Source organism: Sorangiineae bacterium MSr12523, assembly GCA_037157775.1.
Taxonomy (GTDB): domain Bacteria; phylum Myxococcota_A; class Polyangia; order Polyangiales; family Polyangiaceae; genus Pendulispora; species Pendulispora brunnea.
On sequence record CP089982.1, the window covers coordinates 2,025,508 to 2,042,242 of the forward strand.

The 16,735-nt window shown below is 61.1% G+C and carries 13 protein-coding genes; 2 read left to right on the forward strand and 11 right to left on the reverse strand.

From position 1 onward, the window contains the following. Positions 1 to 173 precede the first annotated feature (173 nt). From LZC95_08130 to LZC95_08155, 6 genes are all read right to left on the reverse strand, one after another. On the reverse strand, positions 174 to 1,154 hold the full coding sequence (locus tag LZC95_08130; GenBank protein ID WXA96803.1) for a hypothetical protein: 981 nt from the start codon (positions 1,152 to 1,154) through the stop codon (positions 174 to 176). A gap of 21 nt (positions 1,155 to 1,175) precedes the next feature. Then, complete coding sequence (locus LZC95_08135; protein WXA96804.1) at positions 1,176 to 2,063, reverse strand: fatty acid desaturase; 888 nt, start codon at positions 2,061 to 2,063, stop codon at positions 1,176 to 1,178. 19 nt (positions 2,064 to 2,082) lie between these two features. Next, complete coding sequence (locus LZC95_08140; protein ID WXA96805.1) at positions 2,083 to 3,366, reverse strand: FAD-dependent oxidoreductase; 1,284 nt, start codon at positions 3,364 to 3,366, stop codon at positions 2,083 to 2,085. Then, entirely contained in the window at positions 3,363 to 4,559 is a 1,197-nt protein-coding gene (gene cfa / locus LZC95_08145) for a cyclopropane fatty acyl phospholipid synthase (protein WXA96806.1), read from the reverse strand. Before cfa ends, LZC95_08140 begins: the two co-directional genes overlap by 4 nt. Then, positions 4,556 to 5,392: a hypothetical protein gene (locus tag LZC95_08150; GenBank protein WXA96807.1), complete on the reverse strand. Its 837-nt coding sequence runs from the start codon at positions 5,390 to 5,392 to the stop codon at positions 4,556 to 4,558. The genes cfa and LZC95_08150 overlap by 4 nt, the downstream gene beginning before the upstream one ends. Before the next feature lie 242 nt (positions 5,393 to 5,634). Next, on the reverse strand, positions 5,635 to 6,684 hold the full coding sequence (locus LZC95_08155) for an AraC family transcriptional regulator (protein ID WXA96808.1): 1,050 nt from the start codon (positions 6,682 to 6,684) through the stop codon (positions 5,635 to 5,637). Between the two features lie 335 nt (positions 6,685 to 7,019). On the opposite strand from LZC95_08155, the gene LZC95_08160 reads away from it, so the two are divergent. Then, positions 7,020 to 7,904 (forward strand): hypothetical protein, encoded by an 885-nt coding sequence (locus LZC95_08160; GenBank protein ID WXA96809.1) that lies wholly within the window; start codon positions 7,020 to 7,022, stop codon positions 7,902 to 7,904. A gap of 341 nt (positions 7,905 to 8,245) precedes the next feature. Here the strand turns inward: LZC95_08160 and LZC95_08165 are convergent, their stop codons facing one another. After that, complete coding sequence (locus tag LZC95_08165) at positions 8,246 to 9,130, reverse strand: hypothetical protein (protein ID WXA96810.1); 885 nt, start codon at positions 9,128 to 9,130, stop codon at positions 8,246 to 8,248. Positions 9,131 to 9,293: 163 nt separating this feature from the next. Between LZC95_08165 and LZC95_08170 the strand changes: the two genes are divergently transcribed. Further along, positions 9,294 to 9,614 (forward strand): hypothetical protein, encoded by a 321-nt coding sequence (locus LZC95_08170; protein WXA96811.1) that lies wholly within the window; start codon positions 9,294 to 9,296, stop codon positions 9,612 to 9,614. A 233-nt stretch (positions 9,615 to 9,847) separates the two neighbouring features. Here the strand turns inward: LZC95_08170 and LZC95_08175 are convergent, their stop codons facing one another. Genes LZC95_08175 through LZC95_08190 form a run of 4 tightly spaced genes read right to left on the reverse strand, consistent with a single transcriptional unit; the run spans position 9,848 to position 16,685 of the window. Next, positions 9,848 to 10,189, reverse strand: coding sequence for a DUF4280 domain-containing protein (locus tag LZC95_08175; GenBank protein WXA96812.1), 342 nt, complete (start codon positions 10,187 to 10,189; stop codon positions 9,848 to 9,850). Between the two features lie 41 nt (positions 10,190 to 10,230). Next, on the reverse strand, positions 10,231 to 11,301 hold the full coding sequence (locus tag LZC95_08180) for a hypothetical protein (GenBank protein WXA96813.1): 1,071 nt from the start codon (positions 11,299 to 11,301) through the stop codon (positions 10,231 to 10,233). Between the two features lie 29 nt (positions 11,302 to 11,330). Beyond that, positions 11,331 to 13,562, reverse strand: a complete 2,232-nt coding sequence (locus LZC95_08185) for a hypothetical protein (GenBank protein WXA96814.1) — start codon at positions 13,560 to 13,562, stop codon at positions 11,331 to 11,333. 18 nt (positions 13,563 to 13,580) lie between these two features. After that, complete coding sequence (locus tag LZC95_08190; GenBank protein WXA96815.1) at positions 13,581 to 16,685, reverse strand: peptidoglycan-binding protein; 3,105 nt, start codon at positions 16,683 to 16,685, stop codon at positions 13,581 to 13,583. Positions 16,686 to 16,735: the final 50 nt, after the last annotated feature.

A 16,735-nucleotide genomic window follows, 5' to 3' on the forward strand; every position in this document is an offset into this window, starting at 1 on the left:
GCGCAAGTCCGTCGCCGCGGCGCAGAAACATGAATCGTCTCAGCGCTACGGATTTTCATGCCCCCGTCAACATCCCGTGGGGAATCTTCGCCCTCGCGCCTTCGTCGTCAAGCGATGCGTCGGGAGCGTCGCCCTCAATTCACCCACTTTGGCGCAGGGATCGCGGGTTGGCCCTACAGCACGAGCGGCAACTTGTTCGACCCAGCGAGGCGACGCAACGGCTCGCGCCGGGCTGCGAAAGAGGTCCCGTTCACCAGCACAGTTGAGGGGAGCTCCTGGCGCCCGCTGTAACGCACGGTGCGGTTCCGAAGATCAAACTGCACGTTCTCGCAGCCGGCGCGCAGCAGCACTTCGACCGAATCGGCGTAGTCGTTCGCGGGATCATCGCGGCGACGTACGTTCAGGAGCATATTGCCCCACACCTGAACCTCATCACCCGTGTCGTACGCCTTCTCGATGGGGAATAGTCGTCCCTTCAACTTGTCGCGCACAATCAAGGGCTGCCAATCCACGACGTTCGGGTCCAACAAGAAGTCGTATCTATCGACCTGAAGGACCAGCCCGACGCGTCCATGCTCAAGATAGGTTCCCATTGCCATCGCTGGCATCTCGGTCGAACCGTACTGCTCGATGACAAGGCATCCCGGCCATCGTTCCACAATGCTGTCGACGTCGGCATCGAAGACGCGTTCGCCGCCGAGCTTGAAAGCCTTCACCTTGTGGAGCGGGAGGCTTCCGCCCACCAATTCGCGAGCAATCGACGGGTAGCAGGAAATGAATTCAGGATCGAAGTCGATTAGACCACCTAGGTCGTCGAGTCCAAATGATCGAAAAGTCGTACCCTCGACGGTGAACCGAACCGCCGCCTGAGCATGCGAGACGCCCCCGAATAGGGCTACCCGGGCCGGCGCACCGTGATGTGCGGTCTGATACGCTCGCAGCACGCGGCGATATGCATCCGCCAAGTCCTCGCGGCTACGCGGGATTAGCAGCGGCACTCCACCGGACGAGCCGCTCGTGACTTGGGTCACGACATCCGGTCCGAAGTGCCCCGAAGTACGGAATGCCTCGTACTGCTCCTCACTCAATCCTCGTCGAACGATATCGTCGTAACTGCGACGCAGGTCATCCTTCGTCCAAATGATGTCGTCCATGTCACCCTCATCTCTGCGCCGTCAAGCAGCCTTCGGCGGCGCGGCGTTCTGTGGATTGAACTCCAATGGCCTACGGTGATGATTCTTGTGAAAATAGATGCCGAGCAGTACGGCGTTTAGGAACCTATACACCGCCGTATGGTTCAAATTTACGATCTCGACCCTTCCGTCGGCGCGTCTTGCGTGCGTGTAATAGTTGATGTGAGCGTACGTCAACTGGTTCGCGATGAACGACGGAATGTAAAATATGGTGAAGGGGATCGGTCCCAGAATAGCCAACACGAACAGCGCCTTTAGGACACGATTGACGGGCAAAAGGAGGCGCACTGCGCGCCACGCGCACCGCGTTGCCGCTGAGACTCCCCAGAGCCCAAAGTAGTTGCGCCGAAACGCTCGCGCGAGGCTTCCCTTAAGACCATTTAGATATTGCCAGAATGTCTTGTCGAGGTTCGGATGTGGGTCGAGATCCGGATCGTCCGCGTACTGATGGTGCAGAAGATGCAGGATTACAAAACCGGGATACCCAGAGAGTAGATGCACCGCGCAGAGCTCTCCCAGTATTCGATTCAGCCATACTGGGCGAAAGCTTCCGTGCGCGCAGTTGTGGATTACGGGAACGTTCACCATCCCCGCATATATACCCAGCGGTAAGAGGGCAAGATGCCACGCCGACAGCTCGGCGCGATGATATTCGAGCATCAGCCCGACGCAGAGCAAATTGGACACGACCACGGCGCTAAAGTTGGAAATGATGAGAGGCACCAAACAGGCGACCCAGACCCACGGCGAAGGTTCGTACGAGGTATGTCTCACGTATCGTGCGACGCCGATGGCGGCCACGAACACGAGGGTGCTCGCGGCGTAGTATTTTGTCAGCATATAGCGATCTCTCTTGAACCGCCGCAGCATGTCGAACCTTCCTTTCTGATCACCACTCGACGCCCAGGCCCTCGGCAACGTGCGACGCGGACCGAATGGCATCTTCATGAAACCCACGGCCGAAGTAACTTCCACAATAAAGGACGCCGTCTCCCGTATTGAGCTCCCACAGGTGTCGCTGGGTTGCTATCGCACGAGCATCGTAGAGGGGATGGCGGTACTCGTACCGGTGCAGAACTTTGGATCGGTTGACGTCGACGTCACCGATGGTCACAAAATATTGCTTCCGATTTGCGGGCCGCTGAATTCGCGTGATGTCGTATGTCACCGTGGCGTCGGCGCCCGGCGTATACACGACGTTCCAACTTCCCCAGCTTTCCAGGTTGTTGCCAGGAAGGACACTCGCATCGGTATGGAGCACCGTCTTGGCCGCGGAGTACCGCCACGCTCCGAGAAGGCGCCGCTCCTTCGCGGTCGCGCTTTCCCGGAGAAGGCGAAGGGCATCGTCCGCGTGTGTCGCGATCACCACGCGGTCGTACTCGTGTTCGCGGCTGTTCTTGAGAACGATGCGCGGCCGGCCGGAGAGAGGTCGTCGCACCGCTTGAACGGCATACCCTGTCTCGACCTGCCCGCGAAAATTGCGCAAGAAGGCGCGAATGTACTGACGGCTGCCGCCGCGAAGCGTCTGCCACCGTGCCCCGTGCGCCATCTTGAGCATGCGGTTGTGCGCGAAGAACCGAGCGAAGGTCGCGGCGGGGAACGACAACATCCCGCGAAGCGGCAGCGACCAGACGGAGACACCCATTGGAAAGATGAAGTCCTCGATGAACGACTCCGAGTAGCCTCGCCTTCGTAGATACTCGCCGAGCGTCGTTTTCTCATCCCCTTCGAGGTCCGAGAAGTTCGACCGTCGAAAGCGATATATCTCCGCGAGTAGCCTCAAATAGCGAGGACGGAGAACGTTGTGCGGTTGAACGAAGGCGCCGCCGATGCCTCGGTTCACCGTGTATCGAAGGCCGGATTTCTGATTTAGGAAACCGAACGACATTTCCACGTCGATGCACCGGTCCTGCAGGCCCCACTCCCGAAGGAGCTGCATGAATAAGGGATATGAGCCGCTGTGAAAGATCAGAAAGGCGGTATCCACTTCGACTGTCCGCCGCGAGGCGCCATGCCCATCGAGCGGCTCTTCGATCCGAGCGGCATTGGCGTGTCCGCCAATCTGCCGGTCGCGCTCGTAGAGTGTCACGATGTGCTTCCGTTGGAGCAGGTGCGCTGCCGTGATTCCCGCGACGCCGCCACCTACTACCGCGATGCGGAGGGGGCCCGTCACGCGCGCGCCCACAGTACTCGGCGCTCCTTCTGCCAGGGGTATCCGCCAGGGCAGCCGCCCTTCGATAGGACGAATTGCCACAATTGGAGCGAACGCGCGCGGAACCACCCCGCAAAAATGAGGAGGTAGTACTCCCACATTCGACGGAACGTCTCGTCGCCATACGATGCCCGAGTGCCTTGCGCAAGTCGAGGCCAGTTCTGGACAAAGTTCTCGTGCCAGGCGAGGAGCGTCTTCTCGTAGTCCGTGCTTAAATTCTCGACGTCTTCGAGGACGAAGAGGCCGTCAATCGCTGTACCGATTTGCGCGAGCGACGGAACTTGTGTATTTGGAAAAATATACTTCGTGATCCATTGATCATTTCCTCGCGTCATCGATGCCGTGCGGCCCATGGTGTGCAGAAGGGAGAGCCCACCTTCGTCGAGGCAGCGATCTACGACCTCCATGTACGTGCGATGATTTTGATAGCCCACGTGCTCGAACATGCCAACCGACAGAATGCGGTCGAACTTGCCCGTGATCGCTCGATAGTCGCGTTCGAGGAATTCGATGGGGAGACCTGTGCAAAGGTCGCGCGCAAGCAGCAACTGCTGAACCGAATTGGAAACGCCGACGCCGACAATTCCATAGCGCTGCGCAGCGTACTTGAGAAGGCTTCCCCAACCGCAGCCGATGTCCAGAACGCGCATTCCAGGTCGTAGGTCGAGTTTCCGACAAATGAGCTCCATTTTGGCGACCTGCGCATCGGCGAGGTTGTTAGCCTCGTTCCAATACCCGCACGTATATACCATGAGCGGATCCAGCATTTCCGCGAATAGGTCGTTGCCGATATCGTAGTGCTTGCGAACCCCGAATAGCGCGTTCTTTACATTTCCTTCATTCAAGAGCTTGGCTCGAAAGCGATTTAGTATAAATCGCGGGTTCAGCCGGAAGCGTCGCGATATTCCTGCCTTTGCGAAGCGTGCCATCATCTCGGGAAGGTCGTCGCAGTCCCACCACGCGTCCATGTACGTCTCGCCCAACCCGAGCGTGCCGTCGCGCAGAAAGCGGTGATAGAAGGCAGGGTTGCGAACCCGAATGGCGTGCGGCGTGCTTCCGTCGCTTGGAATTCCGGCGGATGCAAAGATATCGCGGACCAACTTCTCGTAGGCGTTCGCGGAGCGAGGCGCGGCGCCAATGGTGTCTGTGATCACGTGAGCCTCCTGGGCGCCGCAAGTTGCGCCTCCACGGCGGTAGATAGCCCGGCGAATTGTCGATAGACCCAGAATATGCACTTCTCGAGCAGCCCATGGCGTAGCTTGTTCTCCGCGATGAGCTGGTCCGTCACATCGCGCAGGAACATGTGCCACCGGATCGGGTCGGTATGAAGGCCATAAATCCCCAAGGGCTTCTGATTTGATACCATCACGTGAATACGCCCATACGGTTTGATATAAGAGTGTCTCGTGAGCCGAAAATGAATGAAACGATATTTTCTTTGTAGGCGCTCGTCCGCAGCCAATAAGATGTGAGATCGATTTGTCTCAACGAGAATGCGATGCACCTGCTCGCAGACGGCCTTGAAAACATCCGTTCGTCGAAAGCCACGCCGGACGCATAGGGCCGACACCTCAATGACCGACGCCTTCGAGGGGAGATCGGATGGGTAGTAGCCAAGTGCCCCGTCGATCGTCTCGAGGACGTCCCCCGCTCTCGGAACGCGCACGGTGAAGGTACCAACGAGCACAGGGCCGAGCCAGAGGCCGAAGATTCTGGCATCGTCATCGCCGCGCCGAGCGGCGGCATCTGTGTTGGTGCCCGAGGGGAGTTTGCCTGCGCCTCGATAGCAGTCGTGACGCAGATGGATCACGCACTCGTATTCGGCGTCTGATGTGACTTGCCTGATTTGGAGGAGACTCCGGATTTTGAGCGCGCTGGCACCGATTACCGCGCCGCGCCAATCGGCAGATCGAGCGGTGGGGTATGCCGGTGGATCGGCGGGCGCGGTAGGAGTGAGCGCCTGCGACGAGTCGAGTTCGGTGAGCATGGGTTCCTTGGTGAGATGTTTGGTGTCGATGGGGCGGCTGGAGGGGCGAGACTGTGCGACGCCATGGTTGTGACCACCCGCACAAAGGTTCGGTTAGGATGACCGGCGAGTTGCCCGAAAAAAGCGTCGCATCGACCTGACACAGTTGTTTCCGTCGGAAGGCGAGATGTGCCCTCAACTTAGCGACGTAGGTCTTCGGTTCGTTGGTTGTGTCAAGGACGACCGAGGGGCAAGCGCGGCCCTCAAGTTGCGGTCTCGCCGGTGGGTGGTTCCGCGCGGATATCAGCCGCGTCTCCGCCGAGCTGGGACGCTTGTTGATACGCGCCGAGTGTCATGCCCGTCCATATCCGAAAGTACCGGTCGAGGTTGCGGGGGTCGACACCAACGAGGAACGCGATCTGCTTCCGCAGGCGCGACGGGGGCTGTCGCGTCGCGAGGAGGGCGCGTTCGCGGCGCACCTGGTCGAGCAGCGTGCGAAAAGACGTTCCCGCGCGTTTCAGTCCTTCGGACAGCTCTCGATCGGGCACTCGGAGCAAGCGGGCGAGCTCGGGGGCATCGGGTGCGTGGCCGAAGAGGGCTCCTCGGAGCGCAGCACGCGCCCTCGCCTCAATGTGAGCCGAGGAGTCTTGGATCAGAGCTTCCTCCTCGGCTTGCACCCGGAAGATCGCTTCCAGATCGGGGTTTGACGTCACAACGCCACCTGCCAGGTCCGAGTCCTTGAAGCAGACTTCATTCACCGGCTGGTCGAAGTGGACCGGGCAGCCAAACGTGATGCCGTAGCGCGTGTGATATTCGGGGCGCGCGAACGCAAACGATGCGTAGACGGGGGATGCCGGCTTCCCCGTGAGGCGTCGGACCAGTCCCAGCACGAAGCTCAGCTCGCGTTCGACGGTCTGCCTCGCGTAGGACGCCTTCTCGACGGGAAAAAATCGGACAGCCGTCTGGCCGATCCGCGGCACCATCGCCATGGCATCCCCTGTCATCGCGGGCACGCGGCGAGCGAGGAGGGCGAGGGCCTCGCTCACGGTGGAGCAGGACATCACGGCCAAGCCGGTCAGGCCGAGCAGCTCGATGGGCGCAGTGAGCCCGATAGACAATCCAGACCCCGGGGGAAGCCTGCTCGCGGCTCCCGCCAGGAAGACGTCCCTCTGTGCGCTCGGCAGAAGTTCGGACAGCCGCTGAGGGTTAAGGCCGGCCGTCTTTGCCAGGGCTTCGAGGTCGATGCCCGATTGGGTCAGCCTTAGGAGAAGGGCCCGTGGAATTCGATATCGCGGTACGTAGGTTTCGCTCATGGGTTCCGCTCCCGGTGACGCCCGGCCGATGTTGTATTCACCACGCCGCTCTGATTGCGCAGTCCCCGGCAGCTCTCTCTCGCTTTCCTCAGGAAACCATTTCGGTCTGCAGTCTCAGTTGTTGCGTCAGTTGAGACGATTTTTCGGCCTGAGACTCAACACAACCATCGCGGGCGCTCTTGCCGCGCATAGAGATCCTGAGAAACAGGGGAGACGCACAGGTCGACTGAGATTGAGACCACGCGGCTCTTAAAACTGTGACAACTGTCGAGTCTGGCATGGCTCGGCGCTGTCGGTCACGCATTGCTCCGCGGCGGCACAAAAGGAAGAAAGCCATGCAACGAGCCTCCACCACGCTTCTCGAGTCTCTCGACAAAACCGACTGGCAGACACTTAGGCACGCCTACGGGAGTGCGGTTGACATCCCCGGCCATCTGCGCGCGCTCATGTCTTCAGATGCCAACGCACGAAGCGAGGCCCTGCTGGCACTCAACGAGCGGCTTCTCCATGGGGGCGCCAGATTCGATGCTGCGCCGGCGGCCATTCCCCACCTCATTGAGGTGCTCGCCGCCGATCGCGTGAGCGGCAAAGCGGGCATCCTACGAACCCTCGCGCACCTGGTCGCTCGGCCGTACTCGGTACGACCGGATCTCGGGTCGTCGCCGAGCGCGGCCCATGGGTTGATCATGGAACACTGCTATCGAGCGGCGCGCCCAGGCATCCCCGTCTTTCTCGCGCTCGCGCATCGCGGCGTATGGAACGTCCGCGCCGCTGCGAACTACCTCCTCGGCACCTTTCGCGACGAACACATGCGGATCTTGGCATTTCTGTTTGCGCGAAGCGCCCTTGCGCCCGCCGCGGGTCGTTCGATGGAACGACACTCGGCGGTACGCGCGGCGATGGCAGTCGCCTGCGCCCGGCTGCTTCAAGGCACGTCGGCATTCGAAGCTGTCCTGACCGAGATCCATGATGGCGATCCCTCGGAGCTCGTGCGCACGTGCTCGGCGCTTGCACTGGCCACGCACGGATGTGGAGGCGTTAACGTCCTCGCCACGTTGTTCGCCGCGCTGCCGAATCGTAACCTCGCTCACCGATACGGGCAGCTCTTCTGGACGCGCCAAGGGAGCGCCATGATTGGTGACATCACGTACGCGCTCTCCAAGGTATCGCCCGGCGTTGAAGGAGCCACGGCCGCCGGAATGTGGAACAAGCGGTTGTGACACGGAGCGGCGGTCGGCCATGAGGAAGAGCCGCCCGCGTCAGCGCGGCTCTCCTCGTTCTCGCAAGGGGAAGCGGCGACCTTCTCTAGGATTCGCACCTCGACCTCGCCGTCGATCTCCACGAGGTCGCCGTGCGCCGACACTCGGGCTCCGACGCGGATGATGGCCGGCAAGCTTACCGAACGCCGGAGTCGAATGACATCACCTGGTCGCAGGTGCGCCCATTCTCGCGCGGGCATTTCGACCACTCCCACCACCAAGAAGCGCGAAGGCGACACCGGGCCTTGGAGGGCAAGCTGACGCCAGCGGTACGGTTGCAGTTGCGCGCGGAGCTCGGATGTCTACTTTTGGGGACGTATCCGAGTCACGGCACTTTCGGCGGCGTCGGCGGCGGGTGCATCATCCTCGGGCGTCATGGTCCCCGGTAGAAACGGGGACGCGCTGCCGGAGTCCGCGTCGACGTCCTTGAGGCTCGCCGATAGCCGGATGCTTGTCGGCGCGTGAGGTGGCGCGACGATGCGAACTTCGATCCAGTGCATGCCGGTGTCATACCGGAGCTCGGCCTGGGCCCCCCGCACTCCAGGATGGCCGGTCTCAATCGCTTTCCGACGACGGAAATAGGCGACCACCTGGTCCAGAGAGTCACGGGTCTCGAGCAAGACCCACGGCGCCTCTCGCCGGCTCCCAGGATAGAAGCCGATCAGCGTCGCGCCGGGATACGTCTCGCTGGAGCTCCCTTGATGAATGCCCTGGATGCTCTGAACCAGCGCGGATAGCGGGTAAAGCTTTGGCCCGCGGCTCGAGGGCGGTCCACTTGCCGGAGGTTCCTTGGATGCCTCCGAGGCGATCAGCGGAGCGCGGCGGCTTGGTGGGGGAACCGAGGGAGCTCGGACCCGCCGCACCCGAGGCACGGAGTCCGGCTTGGATGCAGGACCGGGTGAGCGCGCCCACCGAGGTACGTCGTTGGCGATTTGGGCGAAGCGCTTGCTAAGGCCACCGTAGCGATCATTCTCTTCCTCGATTGCGAGCGCGTCGAGGCGGCGCTGAATGCGTCGACCAGCCTCGGTGAGGCCGAGCTCAAAGACCTTCGTGGCGAGGTCCGAGAGGCGCCTTCGTAGGTCGCTGCGCGCCCGAACCTCCGTGTTTCCCCAGTTCTCGATCCACCGTTCCGCTTGATCGACGATCGTCTCCCGCACCCTCTCCACAGCGTCGTCGGCATTCGACATTTCATCGTTCCACTTCGGCCCGAAGCCGGTCGGGTTGCTTCGAAATTGAGCCACAACTCTGCAAAAATAATCAAAACCCGAACCAACTTCGCGGCCGATGAGAGTAGGCGCAGCCAAAGTTGTGGCAGGAGCTGTGATAGCTCAATTGAGAAAGAAGGATCCGATGAAGAAGCACGGCAGCCCCATCAAAATTGAGAACGCAGTCGGCGATATTCCGCCGATCGTGTCGAGGCCGGTAGAATCGCAACACAGCACGGAGCTCGAAGCGCAAGCGTACCTCGAGCGCAAAGTTGAGGACGCGCTCACGGCTCTCTCCCTCGACGTCCCGAGGCTTGTCTTCGAATTGCGCGCAATCCTCGGCGCCCGCGTGCAATCCGACCCGCTCTTTCGCGCGCTCGCGCTACAAGCACTCGGGATCGGCACTGGCGCGCGCCGGGGAGCATTCTCAAGGCTCAATCACGGCGCGCAGCGCCTCGCCGAGTAGAGCAACGCGTGCACGGAGCGAGTGCGCCGTCGATATCCGTGAGCAGGCAGGATGTAGCCTGCGGGCGTGTCGGCGAGCGCGTGGAGTCCGAGCCGGCGATGGCACGCTCCACACGTGTGCTCGACGAGCCAGACACCTCGGGCAGCGGATCGCGCACGGTGAGTGGGGCAACGTCGCCCCTCGACGGCGGCTTCTCGAGCTCCCGAGAAATCACGATGGCCCCGCACGATCGTCTACGCCACCTCGATCGCGTCCTGGCCTGCGTCCGCCGCTTCGATCGTGCCGCCTACACTGCACACGCACTTCGAGTCCTGGGTGAGCCAACCGATCCCGTCCCCATCAACGACATCGCCCGCGGACGTCCATGGCAGGAGAACAGACGGCTTGCACGCCTGCTGGGTTACTTTGCACGTGCCAAAAGGAAGGATGTTCGCCTCGCCGAAGTCCTGCGCGGTCGCTATCGGCGATCCGTCAGGCAATTCGCCCGACCCATCCCGCGACGGAACGGCGAGCTGCGATGGCGCCCCCCCCTTGCTGCACACGAGCGTGGCCCCGCGGGCCAAAAAAAATGTCATCTCCCTTGGTCCTTTCTCGAAGAGGGCGTCGGCAGGCACGTTCAGTCACGAGGCTGATTCCGCAGCTCGCGCGCGGAGAGGGCGATCGCCAACGAGCACGCGTACCAAATGTTCGCGATGCCGGCGAGGAGACGCACGCGCTCTGGCCGCCCCACGAGCCCCGCATGGCTGATCTCGAACTCGTCGGCCACGGGCCCGTTGCCCAGCATCGCCAAGCCCACGAAGAGAAGGCACAAGCCCGAGCCGATACACAAAAAGATTGCCCATCGCGGCGCCGTGCGGAGGACATCGCCTACCGGGATCTTCTCTTCGCCACCTTCGGTGTAGAGCGACGGATGGACGGAGTATGCAAGAGCGCTCGGAACGATGCCCCCCAGGAGCAGGCCCGTCAGGAGTACTGGCTGCTCGATCGGCGCCATGATGCTGATCAAGATCATGCAAGCGCTCGTCGCAAAGCCGATGGCGGACAGCGCGATCGCCAGGGATGTCCGCGGGGCAACTTCGCCGCGGCCACCCTTGAGCGCGAACAGCGAGTACACGCTGGATGCCACACGCGTGGTCCACGGCGTAAATGACGGCTCAGCCCGTTCAATCAGCGTAATCGGGCCGAGCTCTGGATGCGCGGTGAAAGGCGCGCTAACGGCATCGCCGCGATCTCGAAATGCGGCTGCCGGTTGCGAGCGCGCGAGCCACGCGTCCAGCACCACCTCGTCGCCCTCGCGGAATGCCGTCTCGGCGTAGAACGACATGCGGCCATCGTCGAGCGGCGGGCCGAGCTCGGGCGGTATCGGTCGGACCAGTGGGAATCGTAGCTGCTGCGCATCGTCGGCGACGAGAGAGAGCGCGCGGGCGGGCACGTGAATCCGCGCGCCGCTGTCAGCAACCAGCTCCAGATCGCCCGTAGCCCACTGGCGTCTCTCGGGGGCATCGGAGGGATCCATCGGTGATGGGTCGTCGGCATCTTCCGCCCAGAACCGCCACATGAATGCATTCGCACGCGCCCCCGTCAACGGGCTCGCGATTGTGTTCGGTGATGCAACCCGCGCCGCCAGCCGCACGCGCTGCGGCGTCGGCCCAAGTGAGCTGAGCACCTCGTCGTCATGTTTCGCCATGGGCCCTCCAAACTCGAGAATACATGAGCCTATCGCTTGGGAACCACCGTCAACATCCGGACCGCCGCTTGGCCTCGGGCCCACAGCTCGACCTTGCGGTTTTGCCACCACATGGCCTTCTCAGCGAAATGTTCCTCCTTCCAGATCCGAGCGGATACCGGGTCGTTCTCTGGATCGGGATCGTGCCCGAGCTCTCCGAGCCCAATGGCCTTCCAGAGCCCATCTGGGACGTGCTTCACGTCTCGAACCTTTTGCATCATCGTATTCGCCCGCTTCTGCGACAGCCGTTGATTGTACCCCCGTGGCCCTTCCGGTGACGAGAATCCTCTCATTTCAATATAGGGAAATCCGTCGAACAGTGCGGCCTCGGTCGCCATTACCACTTCGAACAAAAACAGGCGAGACCAGCCGTTTAGAGGACCCAATAGATCGCTCTTATCGTATTTGAATAAGGCACATACCGTGCGAGCATCCGTGGCCGCCCGCTCGCTATGCTCCTCGATGATGGGCGCCGGCCGCCGCCAGACAGGCAGGTCGTAGCCGCCAATCAAGAGTCCGGCCCCGAGGCTCACGCCAGCCTGTATATACTTGTGGGCAGCCTTCGGATCCGAGAGGTGCTTCTTCTTTGGATATGACGGAGCTAGGCCGTCCGTATACTCGTCTCCCTTTTCTGCAATACCCTCGATCTTGTCCCAATCCAACTTAATCTTATTGTCCCATTTGAGCGACGGCTTGATGGTGGCATCGTCGAAGACTCCTTCGAGGCAGAGGTGCTTACCATTGAGGTGAAGCTGCATTATCTGCGTCTTGCCCCCCACCACCTTGACTTTTCCGCCAACTTTTGCGATCGGGGCGGCGCCGCCCGCGCCGACCGAAATTCCCGCTTCGATCGATGCTATTGTAAACGTCGCGCCGCGAAAATGCTTGTGCGGGTCCAAATATTCACCCGAATACATCTCCAGCTCTGAAGGTAATTCCGGTGGGTCCGCAAGGCCTGCCTTGAACTCCATAAATGCCCCAGTGAACCCCGCGACCCCACCGTCCACGGGGGTGAATGGCCCAGGATTCCCATCGGGTCCGCGCGTGGCGGCCGAAACGCTGATGCCGACGTCGAAGAAACCCACCGCCGCGGACAAGGGGTAGGGCGGGCTTGCGAGCACGGTGCTTGCAAAGGTCATGGTGTAGCGATAGACGACTGAACAGACCAGCACCTTTTCGAAGTTCGCCGGCACTTCTGCACGACGATTCTCGACGTGCCGCTCATTGACCGCGATCTTCGAGAGCCATTCCAGAATAGACATGGTTTCGGGTGGCGTTGGCTCTCCGTGCCCGCCGGTGGGTATTCCGTTTGGGTCCAATTCTGGCGCACCCGGACCACCACCGATCGAGAGGCCCGGCCGCTCAGTGTCCTGCGCCATGATCTGTTTGACGAGCAACAGGTTGAGATAGGGCTCCTGGTCGGAGCCGTCCCAGGGGAACTTGAGCAAGTTGCTGATCGAGTCGACAGCAAACTTCTTTCTCGCCCGGCCGCTTTCTGGATCTACGTAAATCTTGACGAATTGCGCGATCTGCCCGTCCGGAGCGAACCGCGCGAGATACTCTTGCCATACAGCCCCGGATGGTTTTGATATATCGAAGAACGACGACGGTGTTGGGTGGCGTTGCCGCGCCAGCAGGACCCTCTTGAGCGAGTCAATCTGGTACATCGTCGCTCTCGACGACATCCTCGTCGATGCGTTGACTCGCTCAACAACGAGCTCGCGCCTAACGGGCTTCTCGAAGTGAAACTCGATGCGATTTCCCTTGATCTCGAAACGCCCCCAATTCACATCCGCTGGCGGGTTGTCCTTGTTCCACGGGTTGGTCGGTGACAGCACCGCGGTCGGGTCCCATGCCGAGCTGTCCTCGACCTTGACGGGCCAGAAGCGATAGCCACGGTCCGCCTTATCATCGTCCTCCAGGCTCCCGATGAAGACCGCCTCTTCAATACCGAAGCGCCCACCGGTATCCACGAACTTGAGCGGAGATGAAAGCCACCCCACCACAGCGCGTCCGAACTGATTCAGGTGCACCATGCACTTGGAGTTTTGACCGTGCTCTGGAACGGCCTCGTACATCCCGGTTAAATCGAAAGGGAGCTTTCGCTTCGGATCCGGATCGGCGGGCTTCACATTGACCGCTGGCAACGGGCCGACGACGGCGCCGGTTGCATCGATCAGAGCATGCTGCGTCGTTACTTTGGGGGAATCAGGGCTGCCCATGTTCCGGTTTCCTCTTGATTACGTCGGGGAATGTAGTTCGGTGATCTTGGCAGAGGTCGAGCTATCCAGCTCGCCGGTGACTTCGAGGTCGTGGTGATCTTGGAAGCAAAGGAGCGTGTCGAGCATGGTGCTGTTCATCGCACCGCTGAGGGGGCCGGAGTACCATCCCAGATTCCGAAGGCACTGCTGCGCTCCCAACACGGAATCGGCGCTCTCGATAGGGCCTCGCGTTAGGGGGTATATAACCCGTTCTCCGTCAGGAAAGTCACCCTTCCACACGGTGCAACTGCTCGTCGTCGTGTCATCAACCATGGGGACCATCACCCGCCCGTGGGCGTCGGTCATTCCCTCGAGCAGCTGACCTCCGATTTCGAGCTGGTATCTGCGACTCGCAAGCGGCTGTCTATCCTCATCGAGGCATATCAATGGTGCTTTCTTGACCGTCGCGTCTTTGAGCTTCTGCGCCCCGACGGTAGCCCCATCGCCCTTGCCAATCTGAATCTTCCTGCCCGTGAGTTGCGCAGCCTCCGCGAGCTTCAAGCGTGCCCCCGCTCCCTGCAGGACGATATCGCTCGACATGACTTCCACGAGGTTGTCGAGACGCACGCCGGCGCCTTCGGCGTGGAGCTCGAGCTTCTTCGACACGCACTTGACAGTGTCGCCGGAAAGGTAGATGCCGTCGGGACGCAACTCGATTGATGAACCCTTGACGCTTATGCGGATGGATTCCTCGGCTTCGAGAAGGAGCTTCTTTCCTGCGACGCGGCACTGTCCGGAAACGTGCTTGTTGCTTTCACCAAGCACCGTCACGATTTCGTTCCGACCGATGGACGTGACATCGTCTTCGCCAATCGTGGTGGTGCGCGATCGCTCGTGCGCCACCTTGCTCTCGCCTGCTGCCTGTAGTTCGTACTGACCCCCGGCTTTGACCGACATGTCCCTCGTGACGGTGAACTCGCTAGAGCCGCACGTTGTCGAGATGGTATCCTTGACATGGTCCACCCGGCTCTCGAGAACCATACGTCTCTCCGTCCCCGCGATCTGCGTGAGAAAGGCGCCTTCGACCTCGACGTTCACGGGACCCGCCACGTAAGCGACGGCGTTGGCGTCGATTCGTGCACGAAACTCATGGCGCGCGTGCACGTCGATGTCGCGCTGCGAGTGCACATTCACAAGCTCGGCGCCACGCTGATCGTCGATTGAAATCTCGCTCGCCCCACCATCGTAGGGGATCGTCTGGGAGAAGATGCCGATCTTTTGGTAATGCCGCGGGTCGCCACGGAAGGGCATTCGATTCGTCTCGTCAAAGAGGCATCCTCGAACGAGTGGCCTTCCACTCTGGCCGTTGAAAAAACCGGCCACGACGTGGGCTCCGTCGCGCGGGATGTTTCTTGTTCCGAAGTTGTCGCCAGCGAGAGCTTGAGTCACCGGAATGCGAGCAGCATCGCTCTGCTCGGCCCCGTATGCGAGGGCGCCGCGCGGCGTGACCTCATCAGCCGCGAGCTCCCATGGGAACACGAGCTTCACGTGTCCTTGCTCGTCCGCGTCCAACAACGATGTCACGCGCTCGCCCTCCTGGGTCGCGACGGTCGCAACGTCGTCGCCGAGGATCGGTCCACGCAGACGTGCGGGACGGGGAATGACATGAGCGGGAACGCACACGATCGAATTAGAGTACGCGTACTGCGTCTCGCCCGAGAAGGGATCCGTGTGAGCCTGGCCCTTGCACTCGAAGAAGACGGTCGTGTATTCGCGATCGAGTTCATCGTAGGAGTACTTCTCCAGCATGAAACGGTATCCTGCGCCCAACCGGCGGCAGTTGCCCGTCCCACTCGCGATAACACTGTGCACCCGCTCGCGTTGCAATTCCATCTCCATGCGCTCTCGCTGGTCCTGGTAAAAGCGCAATGTGGGATTCACCTGATACAGGTGCTTTCGGAGAATCTCCGGCGGCAGATTGGGAGCGTCCACATCGAAGTCGAAGCTCCCTCGCGCCTTAAGCGAGGGGCCCCCCTTTCCCATATGAAGGCCAACCCCCGCGTGGAGCGCGGCGGTTACGGATTTGGTTTCGACCGCTCCTACCCAATTCTTTCCGGCATGAATATCGCGTTCGATGATGTGTAGACGCTTCGGTCCAATGGAGGCTTTTACTCGGAAGTCCCAAAAGCGCTCCTTCTCCGAGCTGACGCCGCTGGCGTCATACACGATCGAATCTGGCATGCTCTCCACGACATCATCCACGGCTTCTTCGACGTCCCTAGCCGCATCGCCACCAACAATTGCCCCGGCCAGGGCGCCGATTCCGCTCTTGATCGCGCTCGTGGCGGCTTCATTCAGGGCCGCCATGTCCTGGACAGCCGGCAGATGACGCGCGTTATCTGTAAACGTCAGAATCGTGAGCGTCTTCGTCGCTTTGCCTACTTCATTAGCCACGTCGGCAACCGCGCCCCCGATCGCGTCGGCAATGGCGGCGGCCTCACCAGCCACCGCGGAAGCACCCGAGAGGAGAGAATCGGACGCATGGTCGAAAAAGAATAAAATGCCGGCCTCCGAGAGGACGCGGCAGAAGAACTCGTAGTCCGTTTCGTTTCTCTGAATGACGATTGGTAATCTGGGATACCGATCCTCCTTGATATGCCAGCAGCAGTGTTCCGCTTTGATCCCGATGGACGCCAGAACCTGCTGAACGATTTCCTTCGGCGTTTTCTGATAGAAGACGCGGTTCGTCGTCCTCTCGGTCAATAGCCAGAGCCGCGGTGCAATCAACAGTTCCGCGAGACGTCGCCCCTTGCCCTCGTCACCCGGTACGGCGCCCCGCGTCTCCACATGCGCGACAATCCCCTGGATGGCGCGCGCGTCGTGACCATCGACTCCCCCGATCGAGAGGCACGCGTCAAGCCCCTTGAGCGCGACGAGCGCCCCGAAGGGCTTATCGGTGACGACGAGAACGGGATACAGGTATAGGTCGTTGATGCGCTCCGTACCATTGAACTCTGCGACGCGAAGTTCGTTCCTTCGGAATGTTCCCGCCGCGAGTTTGAACTGGTCGTCGTGAGCGCTCTCGCCCCCACCTGGAAGGAGATTGGTCACGCGGGCAAGCGGATTCAATGACGATAGATCCATTCGACTACGCCCCTTCTTCGGCAAGCGATTGCACTTGCCCTGCTGCGAGA

Coding starts and splice junctions, on each gene's coding strand:
- LZC95_08130 (WXA96803.1), bottom strand. CDS start 1,154: ATGGACGACATCATTTGGACGAAGGATGACCTGCGTCGCAGTTACGAC.
- LZC95_08135 (WXA96804.1), bottom strand. CDS start 2,063: ATGCTGCGGCGGTTCAAGAGAGATCGCTATATGCTGACAAAATACTAC.
- LZC95_08150 (WXA96807.1), bottom strand. CDS start 5,392: ATGCTCACCGAACTCGACTCGTCGCAGGCGCTCACTCCTACCGCGCCC.
- LZC95_08155 (WXA96808.1), bottom strand. CDS start 6,684: ATGAGCGAAACCTACGTACCGCGATATCGAATTCCACGGGCCCTTCTC.
- LZC95_08160 (WXA96809.1), top strand. CDS start 7,020: ATGCAACGAGCCTCCACCACGCTTCTCGAGTCTCTCGACAAAACCGAC.
- LZC95_08165 (WXA96810.1), bottom strand. CDS start 9,130: ATGTCGAATGCCGACGACGCTGTGGAGAGGGTGCGGGAGACGATCGTC.
- LZC95_08170 (WXA96811.1), top strand. CDS start 9,294: ATGAAGAAGCACGGCAGCCCCATCAAAATTGAGAACGCAGTCGGCGAT.
- LZC95_08175 (WXA96812.1), bottom strand. CDS start 10,189: ATGACATTTTTTTTGGCCCGCGGGGCCACGCTCGTGTGCAGCAAGGGG.
- LZC95_08180 (WXA96813.1), bottom strand. CDS start 11,301: ATGGCGAAACATGACGACGAGGTGCTCAGCTCACTTGGGCCGACGCCG.
- LZC95_08185 (WXA96814.1), bottom strand. CDS start 13,562: ATGGGCAGCCCTGATTCCCCCAAAGTAACGACGCAGCATGCTCTGATC.
- LZC95_08190 (WXA96815.1), bottom strand. CDS start 16,685: ATGGATCTATCGTCATTGAATCCGCTTGCCCGCGTGACCAATCTCCTT.